The organism is Geminicoccus flavidas, from assembly GCF_009806515.1.
In the GTDB taxonomy this organism is placed as follows: Bacteria; Pseudomonadota; Alphaproteobacteria; order Geminicoccales; family Geminicoccaceae; genus Geminicoccus; species Geminicoccus flavidus.
Genome location: NZ_WUJP01000625.1, coordinates 1 through 16,961, shown reverse-complemented (window position 1 = coordinate 16,961; position 16,961 = coordinate 1). Strand labels below are relative to the sequence as shown.

The following is a 16,961-nucleotide window of genomic DNA, read 5'->3' as shown; positions in this document are numbered from 1 at the left end:
CCGACCGGGGCCCTGATCCGCATCGAGGGCGGCGCCTGCCTGCAACTGACCGGCCTGCGCAATCCCTGTGCACAGCTCGACCACTATCAGGAGGGACTCATGGCCGCCGTGCTCGACCGGGACGCGCAGGGCCGCCTCGTCCGCAAGGCAGGCGTGATGGCAATCGTGGTTCAGGGCGGGCCGGTGGCGCCGGGGGCCGCCCTTGCCGTCGAGCTGCCCTCTCCCCCGCATCGCCCGCTCGAGCGGGTCTGAGGCCTTGCCGCTTGCCAGCGCCGCCCTGCCCCGGCAAAGGTGGCGCCGGGCGATGCCCTTCCGGGGAGGCTCCGGAAGCCAGAACAACCCTTCGCGCCGGCATCCATGCGTTCGGCGTCGCCCTGGCGTGCCGGCAAGAGGAAGCGATCGATGGCTTCGGTAACGGTCAACAAGGTCGACAAGTATTACGGCTCGGTGCAGGTCCTGCACGGCGTCGACGTCAACATCGCCGATGGTGAGTTCGTGGTGCTGGTGGGCCCCTCGGGCTGCGGCAAGTCCACGCTCCTGCGGATGATCGCGGGCCTGGAGGAGATCAGCAAGGGCGAGATCTCGATCGGCGGGCGCGTGGTCAACGACGTTGCGCCGAAGGACCGGGACATCGCCATGGTGTTCCAGAACTACGCGCTCTACCCGCACATGACCGTCAAGGAGAACATGGCGTTCTCCCTCAAGCTCGCGAAGGCGCCCAAGAACGTCATCGACGAGCGGGTCAGCAAGGCCGCCGGCATCCTGGGCCTGGGCCAGCTCCTCGACCGCTATCCGCGCCAGCTGTCCGGCGGCCAGCGCCAGCGCGTCGCCATGGGCCGCGCCATCGTCCGCGACCCGCAGGTCTTCCTGTTCGACGAGCCGCTCTCGAACCTGGACGCCAAGCTGCGCGTGCAGATGCGTACCGAGATCAAGGAGCTGCACCAGCGGCTCAAGACCACCGCGATCTACGTAACCCACGACCAGATCGAGGCCATGACCATGGCCGACCGGATCGTGGTCATGCAGGGCGGCAATGTCGAGCAGATCGGCGCGCCGCTGGAACTCTACGACCGGCCGAACAACCTGTTCGTCGCGGGCTTCATCGGCTCACCGTCCATGAACTTCATCGACGGGACGCTGCGCAAGAACGGTGCCGCCGGTGACGTGGTGACCAAGGATGGCACGCACCTGCCGGTGCCGGAGCGCCTGGGCGGTCAGGACGGCCTCGAGGTCGTCTACGGCGTGCGCCCGGAGCATCTCTACATCAGCCAGGACGGCCAGGGCATTCCGGCCAAGGTCGTGGTGGTGGAGCCCACCGGTGCCGAGACCATGGTCGTCATGCACATGGCCGGCCAGGAAATCCAGGCGATCTTCCGCGAGCGTCATCGCTTCGAGCCCGGCCAGGACCTCATGCTGCTGCCGGACGTCGAGCACCTGCATCTGTTCGACAAGCGCACCGGCCAGCGCCTGAACGCCTGAACCGCTAGGTTCGACTCATGAGGAGGCCGCCGGCCGCGAGGCTGGCGACCTTTTTCGTTCCTGTTCAGCCGCCGGCCAGCGCCACCGCAGCCTCCGCATGCAGCCTCGTCGTGTCGAACACCGGGCAGTCCAGGTCTGCTTGGCCGATCAGAAGGCAGATCTCGGTGCAGCCCAGGATCACGCTGTCAGCACCTTGTGCCCGCAGCCGGCCGATGATCTCCAGATAGCTCGCCTTGGATTCCGGGCGGACGATGCCCTGGCACAATTCGTCATAGATGATCCGGTGCACGCGCTGCCGGTCGGCCGCCTCCGGCACCCGCACGTCCAGCCCGAACCGCTCCGCCAGGCGCCCCCGGTAGAAATCCTGCTCCATCGTGTAGGCGGTGGCGAGCAGGGCCGGGCGCCGGCAGCCAGCCTGACGGATCCCCTGGCCGGTCGAATCTGCGATGTGCACCAGCGGCAGCCCGCTCGCCGCCGCGACCGCGTCCGCCATCTTGTGCATGGTATTGCTGGCGATCAGCAGCAGGTCGGCACCGCCGGCCGCGAGCCTTTCCCCGGCCTCGCACATGGCCTGGGTGGCACCCTCCCAGTCGCCCTTGGCCTGCATCGCCTCGATCTCGGCGAAGTCGAACGACCAGAGCAGCAGCCTGGCCGAGGCGAGCCCGCCGCGCCTGGCCCGCACCGCCTCGTTCAGGAGCCGGTAGTAGACGGCGCTGCTTTCCCAAGACAGGCCTCCGATCACGCCGATCGTCCGCATCACCCCCCGCTCCTCCTACGCCAGACCACCACCTGCTCGCCTCCAGCTAGCATCCGTCGGCCATCGGCCAGAAAGCCCAGCCGGGCCAGGATCCGGGCGGGCGCACGATGGTCCGGATTGGTGAAGGCCACCAGCTCGTCCAGACCCAGGCGCCGCTCGCCATGGTCGATCACCGCCTGGGCGGCCTCCCGGGCAAAGCCCTGGCCGCGGGCCATCAGATCGATGCGGAAGCTCAGCTCGACCTCCTGGCGATCCTGGCCGCGCGGCAGCAGGGCGACCTCGCCCATCGGCAGGCCGCCCCCGCCGGCACGAAAGATCCGCCAGGTCCCATAGCCGCGTGCCGAGGGCTCGACCGCACCCGGACGCAGGACCAGGCGCTCGGTGATGAGGGTGGGCAGGCCGGCGCCGAGCGGGAGTTCCGTGGCCCCCTCGCAGGAGGGCTCGCGATCGGTGCCGCAGAACGAGCACTGACCCCGGCCATGCACCCAGACGACCGGTGCCGGTGCGCTGCAGAACGGGCAGCGTTCGGGCGACCCGATCACGGCGCCAGCCCGCGCACGGCCTGCCGATACGCGCTGGCCGCGGCGTCGTGCCGGCGGTGCCGCCCGTCCCGCACCTGCCAGCGGCCGCCGACCATCACATGGCGCACCATGTCCTTGCCCGGCGCCAGCACGAGGCTGTCCAGGAGCTGATCGCCGGTCCGCTCGATCAGCCGCGGATGGTCGGCATCGAGCACCACGAGATCGGCCCGGGCACCCGGCTCGATCCGCCCGATCGGCCGGCCCAGCGCCTGCCGTCCGCCGGCCAGGACAGCGGTGAGCAGGCGCGCGCCGGTATGCGGCCGCTCCAGCGAGGCCGCCACTGTCCGGCGCAGGATCTGAGTGCGCTGGCCGTACTCCAGCCAGCGCAGTTCCTCGAACGGGTCGATCACCACCTGGCTGTCGGTTCCGATCGCGAGCCTGCCCCCGGCGGCGAGCCAGTCTGCCAGGCGGAACAGCCCGTCGCCGAGATTGCCCTCGGTGCTGGGGCACAGGCCCGCCACGGCGCTCGTCGCTGCCAGCGCCGCCAGTTCGCCATCCGCCAGATGGGTGGCATGAATCAGCGTCCAGCCGGGATCGGGCTGGACCAGTTCCAGCAGGCGCTCACCCGGCCGCCGCCCGGTCGCCTCCAGGCATTCGCGCACCTCGCGGACCTGCTCGGCCAGGTGCAGGTGGATCGGCCCCCCCGGTGCGAGCGCCCGCCAGGCCCCCACCGCATCGACCAGCACGTCTGGGGGCACCGCGCGCAGGGAATGGGGCGCAATCCCCAGCCCCTCGTCGGCCCGGCCGGCGGTTTCCCGGCGCAGCCGCTCCACCAGGCGCAGGTAGCCGTCCAGGTCGTGGAGGAAGCGGCGCTGCCCGGCCTCGGCCGGCTGGCCGAAGCCGCCCGTCACGTAGAGCGAGGGCAGCATGGTGATACCGATGCCAGCACTGCGCGCGGCATCCAGATGGGCCAGTGCCAATTCGGCCGGATCGGCATGAGGCTGCCCGTCCGGCTGGTGGTGGAGATAGTGGAATTCGCCGACCGAGGTGTAGCCTGCTTCCAGCATCTCCACATAGAGCTGGGTGGCGATTGCCCGCACGATGTCGGGAGTCATCCGGCCGGCGAAGGCGTACATGACCGCCCGCCAGGTCCAGAAGCTGGCCTCCCCCTCCGGCAGACGCTCGGCCAGGCCCGCCATCGCGCGCTGGAAGGCGTGGCTGTGCACGTTGGGGATGCCCGGCAGCAGCAGGCCCGCGCGCTCGGCACCGGCCGGCATGGCCTGGCCGGGCGACACGGCCGTGATGGTCCCGTCCGTCCCGACCTCGACCAGGACGTTCTCCGCCCAGCCCTGCGGCAGGAGGGCCCGATCGGCATGAATCAACGCACACCTCCCCTGCCGGCACCGCTTCCGTGCCAGCTAGGGGTAGTGCGTCAGGGCCGCGGTTGGAAGCGGTTCACTCGACGGTGACGGACTTTGCGAGATTGCGCGGCTGGTCGACGTCGGTGCCCTTGGCCACGGCGGTATGGTAGGCCAGCAGCTGCACCGGGATCGAGTAGAGGATCGGCGCCACGAACGGGTCGCAGGCCGGCATGGCGATGCTGTGCCAGGCATACTCGCCGAGCCGGGCGCAGCCGTCCTCGTCTGAGATCAGGATGATCTTGCCGCCGCGCGCCTTGACCTCCTGGAGGTTGCTCGCGGTCTTCTCGAACAGCTCGTCCGGCGGAGCCACCACGATCACCGGCACGTTCTCGTCGATCAGCGCGATCGGCCCGTGCTTCAGCTCGCCCGCGGCATAGCCCTCGGCATGGATGTAGCTGATCTCCTTCAGCTTCAGCGCCCCTTCCAGGGCGATCGGGTACATCGCCCCTCGGCCGATATAGAGCACGTCGCGCGCGGCCATGATCTCGCCGGCGATCTTCTGGATCAGCTCGCTGTGCTCGAGGACCGGCACGAGCTTGGCGGGGATCTCGTCCAGTGCCGTGGTCAGCACCGCCTCGCGCTCGGCCGGGAGCCGGCCGCGGGCGCGCGCGGCGCCGATCGCTAGGCAGGCCAGCGTGGCAAGCTGGGTGGTGAATGCCTTGGTCGAGGCGACCCCGATCTCTGGTCCTGCCAGGGTGCGCAGCGAGCCGTCGGCCTCCCGCGCGATCGAGCTCTCCGGCACGTTGACCACTGCCAGGGTCGGCCGGCCCTGGCTCTTGACGTAGCGCAGCGCCGCCAGCGTGTCGGCGGTCTCGCCGGACTGGGAGATGAACATCGCTGCCTGGTCGGGGCTGAGCGGCGGCTCGCGGTAGCGGAACTCCGACGCGATGTCCCAGTCGACCGCGATGCCGGCGAACTTCTCGAACCAGTGTCGGGCGACCAGGCCGGCATAGGAGGCGGTGCCGCAGGCCACGATCGAGAGCCGGCCGAGCGTGGCCAGGTCGAAGGGCAGGTCGGGCAGCACCACCTTGTGGGTCTTGGGGTCGGCGAAGGAGCGCAGCGTGTCGCCGATCACGGCCGGCTGCTCGTGGATCTCCTTCTCCATGAAGTGGCGGTGGTTGCCCTTGCCGATCATCGCACCGGAGAAGGCGGTCTGCCGGATCGGCCGCTCGACCACCTGGCCCGACTCGTCGTGCACGATGGCACCGGTGCGGGTTAGCACCGCCCAGTCGCCCTCCTCCAGATACTGGATCTGGTCGGTGAGCGGGGCCAGGGCCAGGGCATCCGAGCCGATGAACATCTCGCCCTGGCCGTAGCCGACCGCCAGCGGACTGCCGCGTCTGGCCGCGATCAGCAGGTCCGGATGGCCCTCGAACAGGATGGCCAGCGCGAACGCCCCATGCAGCCGCGCCAGCACCCTGGAGGCGGCCTCGCTCGGGCTCAGCCCCTGCGCCATCTGCTCGGCGATCAGGTGCGGCACGACCTCGGTGTCGGTCTGGGTCTCGAAGCGGCGGCCGCGGCCGGCCATCTCCTCGCGTAGCTCGCGGAAGTTCTCGATGATCCCGTTATGGACCACGGCGACGCCGTCCGCCTTGTGCGGATGGGCGTTGGTCTCGGTGGGCGCCCCATGGGTAGCCCAGCGGGTGTGGCCGATGCCGGTGGTGCCGTCCAGGCGGCGAGCGTCCAGCTCGCGCGCGAGATTGTCGAGCTTGCCCTCCGCTCGGCGCCGGACGATCCGCCCGTCCACCAGCGTGGCGATGCCGGCACTATCGTAGCCGCGATATTCCAGCCGGCGCAGCCCTTCCAGCAGCAAGGGTGCCGCGTCCGCCCTACCGATGACGCCGACGATACCGCACATTCGCAACGACCTCTCACCACAAGCCGGGCCGATGCCCGCCGGCCCGCAACCCGGAGCATAATCGGGGCGGGCGCCACAAATGAACCTGATCCTGTGCCGCGGCGCCCCGTTTCCGGCGATCGGGCACCGGATGATGCGTCAGCGCCGCCGTGCGCGCCGCCGCGCCGGCTCCTCGGCACCATGGGCCGGTGCCGAACCGCCGAAGGCGATCGGGCCCAGCAGTGCCTCGACCTCGGCGAGCGTCGGCACGCTCGCCGGCACATGGCTGTCCAGGGCGTCACGCATCGCCCGGACATGCTCGGCGGTGGTGCCGCAGCAGCCGCCGATGATGTGCGCCCCGGCATCGCGGGCCAGCTTCGCATAGGTCGCCATGATCTCGGGCGAGCCGGAATAGCGGATCGCCCCCTCGACATATTCCGGCACGCCGCAATTGCCCTTGGCGACGATGATGTCGTCCCCGTCACGCACGCTGCGGAACGCGAGGATGGTGTGCAGGAGCTGGGACGGGCCGATCCCGCAATTGGCGCCGAAGCCGATCGGCCGGACCGGAAGGACATGGGCGGCACCCAGTGCCGCCTCGGGGGTCAGCCCCATCATGGTCCGGCCGTTGGTATCGAAGCTCATCGTGCTGACGATCGGCAGCCCGGCCCTGGCCGCACCCTCGACCGCCGCGGCCAGTTCCTCGCGCGCCGAGATTGTCTCGATCCAGAGCACGTCGGCGCCACCCTCGGCCAGCGCCATCGCCTGCTCGGCGAATGCCTCCACGCCTTCCTCATGGGAAAGCACGCCGACCGGCTGGAAGATCTCGCCGGTGGGGCCGATCGAGCCGCAGACCAGGACCTTGCGGGGTGCCGCGTCGGCGACCTCGCGGGCGATCCGGGCGGCCGCCCGGTTCAGCTCGGCCACCCGGCCCTGCGCCTGGTGCAGCTTCAGCCGGTGGCGGTTGCCGCCGAAGCTGTTGGTGAGCACGAGGTCGGAGCCGGCGTCCACGAAGTCCTGGTGGACCTTCCTGACCCGCTCGGGGTGGTCGAGATTCCAGAATTCCGGGCTGTCGCCGGACATCAGCCCCTGGGCGAACAGGTTGGTGCCCATCGCGCCGTCAGCGAGCAGGAAGGACTTCTCGGCGAGGAGATCGGCAAGGGGATGGGACATCGGGAACCTGACCAACGGAGAGGCCGGTGCTGGGCCGGCCGGGATGGGAGAAGACCGCTAGCCCCCGGACCGGCCGATCGCCACCCGGCCGCGGCGGCGCGGGCGCTGGTCGGCCCAGGAGGTGATGCCGCGCGCCCGGCGCCGCTCCCGCAGGCGCTGCACGATCTCGAGGCGCTGCGCGTTGCTGGCACTGCCCCAGACAGCGATCTCACCCCCGGTACGCAGGCAGCCCTCGCACAGGCCGGTGTCCGGATCGAGCCGGCAGACGCCGACGCAGGGCGTGGGGATCTCTGGCAGCACGCGGCAACTCACCCGGCTCATATAACGCTATCTTTATATGGCAGGCAAGCGTGTCGGTGCCATTGCGGGGACGACGGCCGCTTGCGCGACAGCGGCAAAGCGGTGCTGCCGGTTCAGCTGAGCGGGATCATCACATGGCTGCGAAAGCAGGCCCGTGCGACCAGCCGCTCGTGCCAGGCCTGCAGCGAAGGGAGGGCGGGTCGCTCGATCGGCAGGTGCAGGTAGCGGTTGACCGCGGCACCCAGCGGGATGTCGGCCATGGTCAGCTCGTCCCCGGCGATGAAGGTCCGCTCCCGTAGATGGGCGTCCAGCAGGGCCAGCACCTCGTGCAGCCGGGCAGCGGCGGCCTGGAGGGCTACCTGGTCGCGCTGCGCTTCGGGGGTGCGGATCAGTCCCAGGAACAAGGGGCTCAGGCTCGGCTGAACGATGGTCTGCTGCCAGTCCATCCACTGGTCGGCCAGTGCCCGGCGCGCGGGATCGGAGTCCCAGAGCAGCCCCTGCCCCCAGCGCGCGGCGAGATAGCGGACGATCGCGTTGCTTTCCCAGATCACCGTGCCGCGGTCCTCGATCACTGGGATCAGGCCGTTCGGGTTCTTCTCCCGGTAGGCCGCGTCCAGGCCGCCGAATGGGCCGCCCACGTCCAGCCGCTCATGGGCCAGACCCAGTTCCGCTACCGTCCACATCACCTTCTGGACGTTGAGCGAGTTCTTCCGCCCCCAGATCCTGATCATCGCCATCTTTCCTGCCGCACCGCCGGTGCACTACCCTAGGACAGGCGGCCCTGTCCGCCCAGCGTGCCCCCGACATCCGGACGCGATGCCACGTCCCGGCGCCGCCCGAAGGCCATAAGGACAATCTCCTCTTGCGTGCTGCGCGTGGCGGGGGTTCGTGCGCGGGCAGGTTGCAATGGCGGATGGCATGCGGATGGGCAAGCGGACGGCCGGGGCTGCGGTCGAGGACGGGCGCGCTGGCGGGATGCTGTACCGTGCCGGCCTATTCGTGCAGGGCGTGCTGGGCCTGGCCGAGCCGGCTGACGTGCAGGGGCGGATCCGCCTGCACACCCTGTCGCTCACCCGCTGGGTGGCAGTGGTGGGCCAGCTGTTCACCGTCCTGTTCATCCACTACTCGCTGGGCATCCCCCTGCCGCTCGAGTGGCTGGCGCCCGCGATCGTCCTCTCGGCCCTGATCAACCTGGCGCTGATGGTGACGTTGCGTGCGGCCACCCGGCTGCCCGAGCGCCTAGCGCTCTGGCTGTTCGCCTACGACATCGTGCAGCTCGGCTACCTGCTGGCGCTGACCGGCGGCCTGCGCAACCCGTTCGGTGCCCTGCTCACCGTGCCGCTGATGCTAGGGGCGGCCACGCTGGGCCTGGGCTCCACCGTGCTGCTCAGCCTGCTCGCGGTGGCGACCATCACCTTCCTGGCGCTGGTGCCGGGCCCGCTGCCCTGGTTCGACGGCGGCCTGCCGCTGCCCGGCCTCTACGTGGCGGCGGTGTGGGCGGCACTCAGCATGGCGGCGATCCTGATCGCCGCCTATGCTTGGCGGGTCGCGGAGGAGACCCGGCGGATGACGGACGCGCTGGGTGCCGCGCAGATGGCCTTGGCGCGCGAGCAGGAGATGTCGGCGCTGGGCGCGCTGGCGACCGCCGCGGCGCACGAGCTGGGCTCGCCGCTGGCCACCATCCTGATCACCGCCAAGGAGATGCTGAACGAGTTGGACGACGACGATCCGCTGCGTCCGGAAGCGCAGGTGCTGCTCGACCAGGCACTGCGTTGCCGGACGATCCTGGCGGCCATCGGGCGCCGGCGGGACCATGACGAGCATGCGCCGTTCGTGCGCGCACCCCTTTCCAGCGTCTTGCGCGAGATCGCTGAACTTTATGCGCGACCATTGGTCACCCTGGAGGTGACCAGCCGGATCGCAGACGGGCAGGAAGAACCCACCTTGATGCCCACGCCAGAGTTCCGGCACGCACTCGGCAACATCCTGAACAACGGGCTCGAATTCGCACGGAGCAAGCTGCAAGTCGTCGTGGAGAAGGACAGCCGCGAGGTTCGGGTGGTGATCAGGGATGACGGGCCGGGCTTCGCCCCGGAAGTTCTGGAGTGGCTGGGCGAACCCTATCTTTCCACCCGGAGGGACAATGGCGGGCTGGGGCTGGGCGTGTTCATCGCCACCACGCTTCTTGCACGCACTGGCGCCGCCTTGCATGTTGAGAACGCAAGCGATGGAGCAGTGGTCACGCTGCGCTGGCCGAGCGAAGCCTGGCGACGCTCCTTCGGGGAGAACTTGGGATGATCGAGCGGCCGAGCGGCGGCCTTCGGGTGGCGTCATCCGGGATGGTGGAGATGGAATCGGGCGAGGAACCGGCACTGCTCCTGGTCGACGACGACGCGCCGCTGCGGCGTTCGCTGCAGCGTGCCCTGGAGCGGCGCGGCTTCCGGGTGTTTCCGGGCGAGAGCTACAAGGAAGGCCTGAACCTCATCCACTCGCTCAAGCTCCAGTACGCGGTGATCGACCTCCGGCTGGAGGACGGCAGCGGCATCGACCTGGTTCGCCGCCTGCGCGAGATCCATCCCAAGGCCCGGGTGGTGATCCTGACCGGCTACGGCAACATCGCGACCGCGGTGGCGGCGGTGAAGGCCGGGGCGATCGACTATCTGGCCAAGCCGGTCGATGCGGACGAGGTGATCGCCGCCTTGCTGGCGACCGGTGCCGCCCTGCCGCCGCCACCGCAGAACCCGATGTCGGCGGACCGGGTCCGCTGGGAACATATTCAGAGGGTGTTCGAGCAGTGCAACCGCAATGTCTCGGAAACGGCGCGCCGGCTGAACATGCATCGCCGCACCCTGCAGCGCATCCTGAACAAGAGGGCGCCCAAGGAGTGACCGCAATCCGACCGGAACCATGCCCCGCCCGCGCGCAGGCGGCAGGGCGCGCCTCGGGAGGCCGCTGACCATGCTGGGCGACGCGAGCGAGCGGATCCGCAGCGAGCACGATCCCAAGCCCCTGCTCCTGGTCGAGGACGACGCGCCCTTGCGCCGCAACCTGGTCCGCGCCCTGGAGAAGGCCGGCTTCCTGGTCTCGGCGGTCGGCACGCTGCGCGAGGCGCACGAGCAGGCGGCCGACCACCCGCCCGAGTTCGCCGTGCTCGACCTGAACCTGAGCGACGGCCACGGCATGGAGCTGGTGCACACGCTGCTGGAGCTGCGCCCGGGCACCCGGGTGGTGATCCTGACCGGCTACGACAGCATCGCCAGCTCGCTGGTGGCGCTCAAGGCGGGTGCGGTCGACTATCTGGCGAAGCCCGCCAGCGCCGATCAGGTCGTCGCGGCCCTGCTCGGCAGCGAGCCGGGCCGGCTCGGCGACAGCACCGAGATCCCGATGTCGGCCGACCGGGTGCGCTGGGAGCACATCCAGCGCGTGTTCGAGCAGTGTGGCCGCAACGTCTCGGAAACCGCCCGGCGGCTGGAGATGCACCGCCGCACGCTCCAGCGGATCCTGAGCAAGCGCGCGCCCAAGAGTTGAACCGCTCGCCCGCCGCGGGCCACTGCCCGCGCGCCAGCCGTCCGACCCTGCGCAGCGTGCGGCCGGGGATGCTGACTGCTACCTGGCGGCCAAGCCCCTCGGCCTCTGATCGCCGCCTGCTGGCCGCTGCCCCGGACCAGCCGTAGCAGGCTCTGCGGGACGGCCCCTCGGGGGGAAGTGGCAGCACTCGTCTTCCAGCAAGGCATCGCAGCCCGGCAACTCCCACGAGCCGGCCACGGCCCGCTGCCTCGGGATCGGCCAAGACCATCCCGAGCAGTCCCCCCGCGCACCTTCAGCCGCACCTCGCCATCCCCTCGGATCGGCAGGTACCGACTGGCAGCGGCGGCCGACGTTCCGCCGGCGCCGGACATCCCGTCCGCTGGACGCCCGGCATCGCCGAACTCTGGCGATCCGCCCGGAGCAACAGCGCCCGCCAGCCGGTCCACATCACCTCGAAGCCATGTCCGACAGCCATTCCGGGCCCGGCGGCCAGGGTCAGTTGCGACCGGACAGGGTCTCGAACAGCACGATCGAGCCGCGCGGCTGGCCCTCGCCCAGGGGCGAGAGGGCGACGGCCAGGGCCTGGGCAGTGCGGACCCGGCCAGGACTGACATAGGTGGCGCTGAAGCTGCCGCGCTGGCTCACCCCATTGGACAGGTGGATCCACATTTCCTTCAGGTTCGGCGCTCGCAGGATCATGACGTTGTCGAGGCGCTGGCCGATCGTGGCCTTGGGATCCAGGTTCAGCCAGGTCACCAAGGCGCGGTTGACCTGGCGGATCTGCCGCTCGGCATTCAGGATCACGGTCGGCAGCGGGCAGGTCTCCATGACCTTGAGCAGGTCCTGGTTGTTGCCGGCCGCCATCAGCCGGTCCAGGTCCCGGTGCAGCGCCTGGGTGCGCAGCTGGGCATGGACCAGCGAGAAGGTGCGCAGCGTCGAGGCGAGGTTGGTGCGCTCGGGCGCGGCACTGGCCACCTCGTTGACCAGTGCGGAGAGGCGGATGCGCCGCTGGGCCGACACGTCCTTCAGGTATGCCCAGAAATCGGGCTCCAGCTTGATTGAGGTACGCACCTCGCCGATGCGCATGGTCTTGCGGATCATCGCTGTCTGTGCGGGAGTAGCGGACGGAACAGACATACTATGGTACTCGCGAGGCTACTTGAATGCGGTTGAGAGCGATATAGCGGCCGGATAGGTTAGCCTTCGGTTAAGCGGTTTCAGGAAAAATCGTGCCGGTCCCGCTCAAGGGGCGGAAAGGTCTGGCCTGTGGCCCGGCCGGCACGGCGGAACAGGGGTGGGGATAGCGGGTGACAGATCTGCAGCGTGACGAGGACGGCCTCGTCGGCCTCGATGATGCCGACTTGGCCGGTCCGGGCTCTGCCAATGACGGCATTGATACCGGCACGCTGTTCGCCCAGGCCGATCCCGACATGACCGATGGCGGTACGACCCGCGATGCCGGTGCTGCGGGCGGGGCTGGCGACGACGTGCCGGCCGAGCCCGCCCGCACCGGTGGCGCGGCCGAGGCGGCCGCCGCCGAGGATGCCCCAGCCATGACCGAGGCGGTGGATCGGGAGACCGCGGACGCTCCCCCTTCCGGCCCGGCCGCGCCGGGCGGCGATCCCGCCGCGGCCGGCACGCAGCCTCCGTCCTCCGGTGCCGACGCCGCCGCGGTCGCCGCTGCCGCGGTGGGCGGCGAGGTCGTCACCGTGCCGGTGCCCGAGCCCGGCGAGCGCAAGACCTTCCTGGTCCAGGCCGGCCAGCGTTATGCGCTTCCCGACGAGGGCTTCGATCCGCAGACTGCCACTTATGCTCCCGACGGGCAGGACTTGGTGATCACGCTGGCCGATGGCGGCGTGCTCGTGCTGGTGGACTTCTTCGCGCCGCGCGGCGAAGGCGAGGCGGCGCCGGCCATCTCGGTGCTCCATGGTCCGTTCGTCGCTGCCGACACCCTGCTGGCGAGTTCCCAGCAGCTCGCCAACATCGAGCCGGCCGCCGGCGAGGACGGCGCCCCCCAGCCCGCCGGTCCGGCCGATGCCGGTGGCGGAATCTTCACCTTCTACGGCCCGGACGGCATCGGACCCGGTGCCGAGGCCACGGGACCACTCGGCCCGACGGCGCTGACCTTCGGCTTTCGCGAGATCGAGCCGCAGGGTGCGCTGACCGGTGTGGCGACCTCGGATCCGGTCTCGCCCCCGCCGGCACCGCCGCCACCCTCGCCACCACCGCCGTCGCCGCCCCCCCCGTCACCGCCGCCGCCGTCGCCGCCACCGCCCTCGCCGCCGCCCCCTTCGCCGCCACCGCCAGTGGAGGAGAACCAGGCGCCAACCCTGTCGGTGCGCCCGCTGCTGATCGGCCGGATTGCCGAATTGTCGGACGGCATTAAGCTGTCGACCGGCGACGCCCTGGGCGAGTTCCGGGAGGGGCAGGCGTTCGACTTCGCCGACTATCTGGGCGTCGACCCGGCGAACCTCACGCTGGACGTGGACCGCACGGTCACCATCGTCTTCAAAGACGAGGTGTCGCAGTTCCAGAACAGCCTTGGCGTCTACTTCATCGGCGCCGACGGCAGCTTCCAGGACGTCCGCATCGCCTTCCCGCAGGTCAACAGCGACGTCTTCGACCCGGACCAACCCAAGCTGCAGGACGGCAAGGGCCCGCTTACACCCGGCCAGTCGAGCTATGCGCTGGGCACCGTGCCGGCCGGCACCCAGATCGGCTTCTTCCTGGTGCAGAAGGGCTTCACCCTCAATCCGGACCTGTTCGAGAGCGGCCGGCTGGAGTTCCGCAACCCCGTCAACGGGCAGGCCGCCAAGATCGGCGACGGCCAGCCGCCCGTGCTGGTGCACATCGCCGAGAACCGTACCGAGACGATCGTCCAGGGCCTCGTGTTCCACACCGCCGACCCGGACCCCACCACCCCTGAGAACCTGCTGAACCCGTTCGGCCGGACCCAGGTCGTGTCGGGGCTGACTGGTGACGAGGGTGACCTGACCATCAGCTTCGAGGACCAGACCCCGGCCAACCGGGGCGCCGACTTCGACTTCAACGACAACACCTTCCAGGTGCATTTCGGCCCGACCTACCGCGAGAGCGCGTCGGGCACCGATGTCGGCAACGAGGCGAGCATCGCCGACGACAGCACCATGGCCAGCGGTGCCCGGGTGCGCATCGAGGCCGGTCAGCGGGGCGGCGACCGGCTCGGCATCGCCGAGGGCGCCGATGCCAACAATGACGGGGTGATCGACGGCACCTCGATCAGCTACGTGCAGGATGGCAGCAACCAGATCCGCTTCATCGGCCTGGACAGCTTCGAGAACTACCACCGGGCGCTGAACGCGGTGCGCTACGTCAACACCAGCGGCACGGTGGGGGCGGGCACCCGGGAGTTCTCGTTCACCGTGACCGACGAGGAGGGCCTGACCAGCCAGCCGGCGGTCATGCAGGTCGTGCTGGAGAACACCCTGATCCGCGGCACCGACGGCGCCGACGTGCTGAACGGGACCAACCAGGACGACCTGATCAGCGGCCGCGGCGGCGACGACCGGATCTTCGGCGGGGCCGGCAACGACGTGCTGGATGGCGGCCAGGGCAACGACCTCATCGCCGGCGGGGCCGGCGACGATCTCCTGAACGGCGGGCCCGGCCAGGATGCGCTCTATGGCGGGGCCGGCGCCGATCTGTTCCGGATCGGCAGCCTGACCGAGCGGCTCGACACGATCCACGACTTCAATGCCGAGGAAGGCGACCGGCTGCTGCTGGGCGACCTCCTGCAGGGCAGCGGCTACAACCCCGCCCAGGCCGGCAAGTGGGTGCAGTTCCAGACGGCCGACCTGGACGGCATCGGCGGCCGGAACGACGTGCAGGTCCGGGTCGACCTGGACGGCGACGGCGGCGCGCGCAGTTCCACCGCGATCTTCCACCTGCTCAACCCGGTCGGGATCGCGGAGCAGATCGAGGCCGGCACGCTCGACATCGACAAGATCGTGGTAACGCGCCGGCCGGACACGGCGGTCGGATAGCGGCCATGCCGGCCACGGCGGCGGTGCCCGATCGCCGCCGTGGCCGGGCTTCCCGGGAACGACTTGTCACGCTGCACGGTGCGGTGCGGATTGCCGCTTGCGCCACGTCGGCCTAGAAGGGCGCCGGCTTCCGGCCGACGGACAGAGTGCAACGAGGGAAGAGTTCCGGAATGGCGCGCAAGAAGATCGCACTCATCGGTGCGGGGCAGATCGGCGGCACGCTCGCCCTGCTCGCCGCGCAGAAGGAGTTGGGCGACGTCGTCCTGTTCGACATCGCCGAAGGCGTGCCGGCCGGCAAGGCGCTGGACCTGGCGCAGAGCGGCCCCGTGGAGGGCTACAACGCCGCTCTGTCCGGTAGCAACGACTACGCGGCGATCGCCGGCGCCGACGTGGTGATCGTCACCGCCGGGATCCCGCGCAAGCCCGGCATGAGCCGCGACGACCTGATCGCCATCAATGCGGGCGTGATCAAGCAGGTCGGCGAGGCGATCAAGACTCACTGCCCGGACGCCTTCGTCATCGTCATCACCAACCCGCTCGATGCGATGGTCTGGGTGATGCAGAAGGTTTCCGGCCTGGCCCCGCAGAAGGTGGTGGGCATGGCCGGCGTCCTAGACAGCGCGCGCTTCCGCCACTTCCTGGCCGAGGAGTTCAAGGTCTCGCCGGAGGACGTCACCGCCTTCGTGCTGGGCGGCCACGGCGACACCATGGTCCCGCTGGTCCGCTACTCCACCGTGGGCGGCATCCCGCTGCCCGACCTGGTCAAGCTCGGCTGGACCACCCAGGAAAAGCTCGACGCGATCGTCCAGCGCACCCGCGACGGCGGTGCCGAGATCGTGGGCCTGCTCAAGACCGGCTCGGCCTTCTATGCCCCGGCCGCCTCGGCGATCCAGATGGCCGAGAGCTATCTGAAGGACCAGCGCCGCCTCCTGCCCTGCGCCGCGCATCTGACGGGCGAGTACGGCGTGGACGATCTCTATGTCGGCGTGCCGGTCATCATCGGCGCCAACGGCGTCGAGAAGGTCGTCGAGATCGAGCTGGACGCCGGGGAGAAGGCGCAGTTCGACAAGAGCTTGGACGCGGTGAAGAAGCTCTGCGCGGCCGTCAAGCTCTGAAGGACGAGCGATGAACATCCACGAATACCAGGCCAAGCAGCTCCTGGCCGAGTACGGCGTGACCGTGCTGAAGGGCAAGGTCGCCTATACCGCCACCGAGGCGGAGAGCGCCGCGCGCGAACTGGGCGGCCCGGTCTGGGTCGTCAAGGCGCAGATCCATGCCGGCGGCCGCGGTAAGGGCGGCGGCGTCAAGCTCGCCAAGTCGGTCGACGAGGTGAAGCAGCTCGCCAAGGACATGCTCGGCATGACCCTGGTGACCCACCAGACCGGGCCGTCTGGCCGGGTGGTCAAGCGCGTCTATATCGAGGACGGCTGCGAGATCGCCCGCGAGCTCTATCTAAGCGCGGTGGTCGACCGCGCCACCTCGCGCGTCGTGATCATGGCGTCGACCGAGGGCGGCGTGGAGATCGAGGAGGTCGCGGCGCATTCGCCTGAGAAGATTCTGAAGGTCGCGATCGACCCGGCCACCGGCTTCCAGGCCTTCCATGGCCGGCAGATCGCGTTTGGCCTGGGCCTGAAGGGCAAGGAGGTCGCCAAGGCCGTCGCCTTCATGCGCGGCATCTACGACTGCATGGTCCAGAAGGACGCGAGCCAGGTCGAGATCAACCCGCTGGTGGTGACCGAGGGTGGCGATCTCGTGGCGCTCGACGCCAAGATGAACTTCGACAGCAACGCGCTCTATCGCCAAGCCAAGGTGGTCGAGCTGCGCGACCTGGACGAGGAGGATCCGCAGGAGATCGAGGCGTCCAAGCACGAGCTGAACTACATCAAGCTCGACGGCAACATCGCCTGCATGGTCAACGGCGCC

At 69.9% G+C, this 16,961-nt stretch carries 15 protein-coding genes and 1 pseudogene; 8 read left to right on the top strand and 8 right to left on the bottom strand.

Going from position 1 to position 16,961, the window contains the following annotated elements; translation table 11 throughout:
- A pseudogene (locus EQG76_RS17670) lies at positions 1 to 252 on the top strand (MOSC domain-containing protein); the annotation flags it as partial.
- 150 nt (positions 253 to 402) lie between these two features.
- Complete coding sequence (locus tag EQG76_RS17665) at positions 403 to 1,479, top strand: ABC transporter ATP-binding protein (RefSeq protein WP_159715704.1); 1,077 nt, start codon at positions 403 to 405, stop codon at positions 1,477 to 1,479.
- A 64-nt stretch (positions 1,480 to 1,543) separates the two neighbouring features.
- On the opposite strand, the gene EQG76_RS17660 is transcribed toward EQG76_RS17665, so the two are convergent.
- The 7 genes from EQG76_RS17660 to EQG76_RS17630 form a co-directional block, all read right to left on the bottom strand.
- A complete protein-coding gene (locus EQG76_RS17660; protein ID WP_159715705.1) occupies positions 1,544 to 2,236 on the bottom strand; it encodes an aspartate/glutamate racemase family protein in 693 nt (230 codons plus the stop codon).
- The gene (locus EQG76_RS17655; protein ID WP_159715703.1) at positions 2,236 to 2,778 is read right to left on the bottom strand and encodes a GNAT family N-acetyltransferase; all 543 of its coding nucleotides are present in this window, start codon (positions 2,776 to 2,778) and stop codon (positions 2,236 to 2,238) included. Before EQG76_RS17655 ends, EQG76_RS17660 begins: the two co-directional genes overlap by 1 nt.
- Complete coding sequence (locus EQG76_RS17650; protein WP_159715702.1) at positions 2,775 to 4,139, bottom strand: formimidoylglutamate deiminase; 1,365 nt, start codon at positions 4,137 to 4,139, stop codon at positions 2,775 to 2,777. Before EQG76_RS17650 ends, EQG76_RS17655 begins: the two co-directional genes overlap by 4 nt.
- A gap of 73 nt (positions 4,140 to 4,212) precedes the next feature.
- Positions 4,213 to 6,036 (bottom strand): glutamine--fructose-6-phosphate transaminase (isomerizing), encoded by a 1,824-nt coding sequence (gene glmS, locus EQG76_RS17645; RefSeq protein WP_159715701.1) that lies wholly within the window; start codon positions 6,034 to 6,036, stop codon positions 4,213 to 4,215.
- Between the two features lie 138 nt (positions 6,037 to 6,174).
- Positions 6,175 to 7,188, bottom strand: a complete 1,014-nt coding sequence (gene bmt, locus EQG76_RS17640; RefSeq protein WP_159715700.1) for a betaine--homocysteine S-methyltransferase — start codon at positions 7,186 to 7,188, stop codon at positions 6,175 to 6,177.
- 57 nt (positions 7,189 to 7,245) lie between these two features.
- Positions 7,246 to 7,488 (bottom strand): DUF1289 domain-containing protein, encoded by a 243-nt coding sequence (locus EQG76_RS17635; RefSeq protein WP_200840892.1) that lies wholly within the window; start codon positions 7,486 to 7,488, stop codon positions 7,246 to 7,248.
- Between the two features lie 113 nt (positions 7,489 to 7,601).
- A complete protein-coding gene (locus EQG76_RS17630) occupies positions 7,602 to 8,219 on the bottom strand; it encodes a glutathione S-transferase family protein (protein WP_159715698.1) in 618 nt (205 codons plus the stop codon).
- 193 nt (positions 8,220 to 8,412) lie between these two features.
- On the opposite strand from EQG76_RS17630, the gene EQG76_RS17625 reads away from it, so the two are divergent.
- The 3 genes from EQG76_RS17625 (at position 8,413) to EQG76_RS17615 (ending at position 11,016) form a co-directional block, all read left to right on the top strand.
- Positions 8,413 to 9,786 carry an ActS/PrrB/RegB family redox-sensitive histidine kinase gene (locus EQG76_RS17625; protein ID WP_159715697.1) on the top strand — a complete coding sequence of 458 codons (1,374 nt, stop codon included), beginning with the start codon at positions 8,413 to 8,415 and terminating at the stop codon, positions 9,784 to 9,786.
- Positions 9,787 to 9,827: 41 nt separating this feature from the next.
- Complete coding sequence (locus EQG76_RS17620) at positions 9,828 to 10,376, top strand: ActR/PrrA/RegA family redox response regulator transcription factor (RefSeq protein WP_223861683.1); 549 nt, start codon at positions 9,828 to 9,830, stop codon at positions 10,374 to 10,376.
- Between the two features lie 70 nt (positions 10,377 to 10,446).
- A complete protein-coding gene (locus tag EQG76_RS17615) occupies positions 10,447 to 11,016 on the top strand; it encodes a response regulator (protein ID WP_159715695.1) in 570 nt (189 codons plus the stop codon).
- Positions 11,017 to 11,511: 495 nt separating this feature from the next.
- On the opposite strand, the gene EQG76_RS17610 is transcribed toward EQG76_RS17615, so the two are convergent.
- Positions 11,512 to 12,117, bottom strand: coding sequence for a ribbon-helix-helix domain-containing protein (locus tag EQG76_RS17610; protein ID WP_159715694.1), 606 nt, complete (start codon positions 12,115 to 12,117; stop codon positions 11,512 to 11,514).
- A 206-nt stretch (positions 12,118 to 12,323) separates the two neighbouring features.
- Between EQG76_RS17610 and EQG76_RS32985 the strand changes: the two genes are divergently transcribed.
- The 3 genes from EQG76_RS32985 to sucC all read left to right on the top strand — a co-directional run.
- On the top strand, positions 12,324 to 15,038 hold the full coding sequence (locus EQG76_RS32985; RefSeq protein WP_159715693.1) for a type I secretion C-terminal target domain-containing protein: 2,715 nt from the start codon (positions 12,324 to 12,326) through the stop codon (positions 15,036 to 15,038).
- A 170-nt stretch (positions 15,039 to 15,208) separates the two neighbouring features.
- A complete protein-coding gene (gene mdh, locus EQG76_RS17600; RefSeq protein WP_159715692.1) occupies positions 15,209 to 16,153 on the top strand; it encodes a malate dehydrogenase in 945 nt (314 codons plus the stop codon).
- Positions 16,154 to 16,163: 10 nt separating this feature from the next.
- Positions 16,164 to 16,961, top strand: a 798-nt coding sequence (sucC, locus tag EQG76_RS17595) for an ADP-forming succinate--CoA ligase subunit beta (RefSeq protein ID WP_159715691.1), incomplete at its 3' end; no start/stop codon positions are given.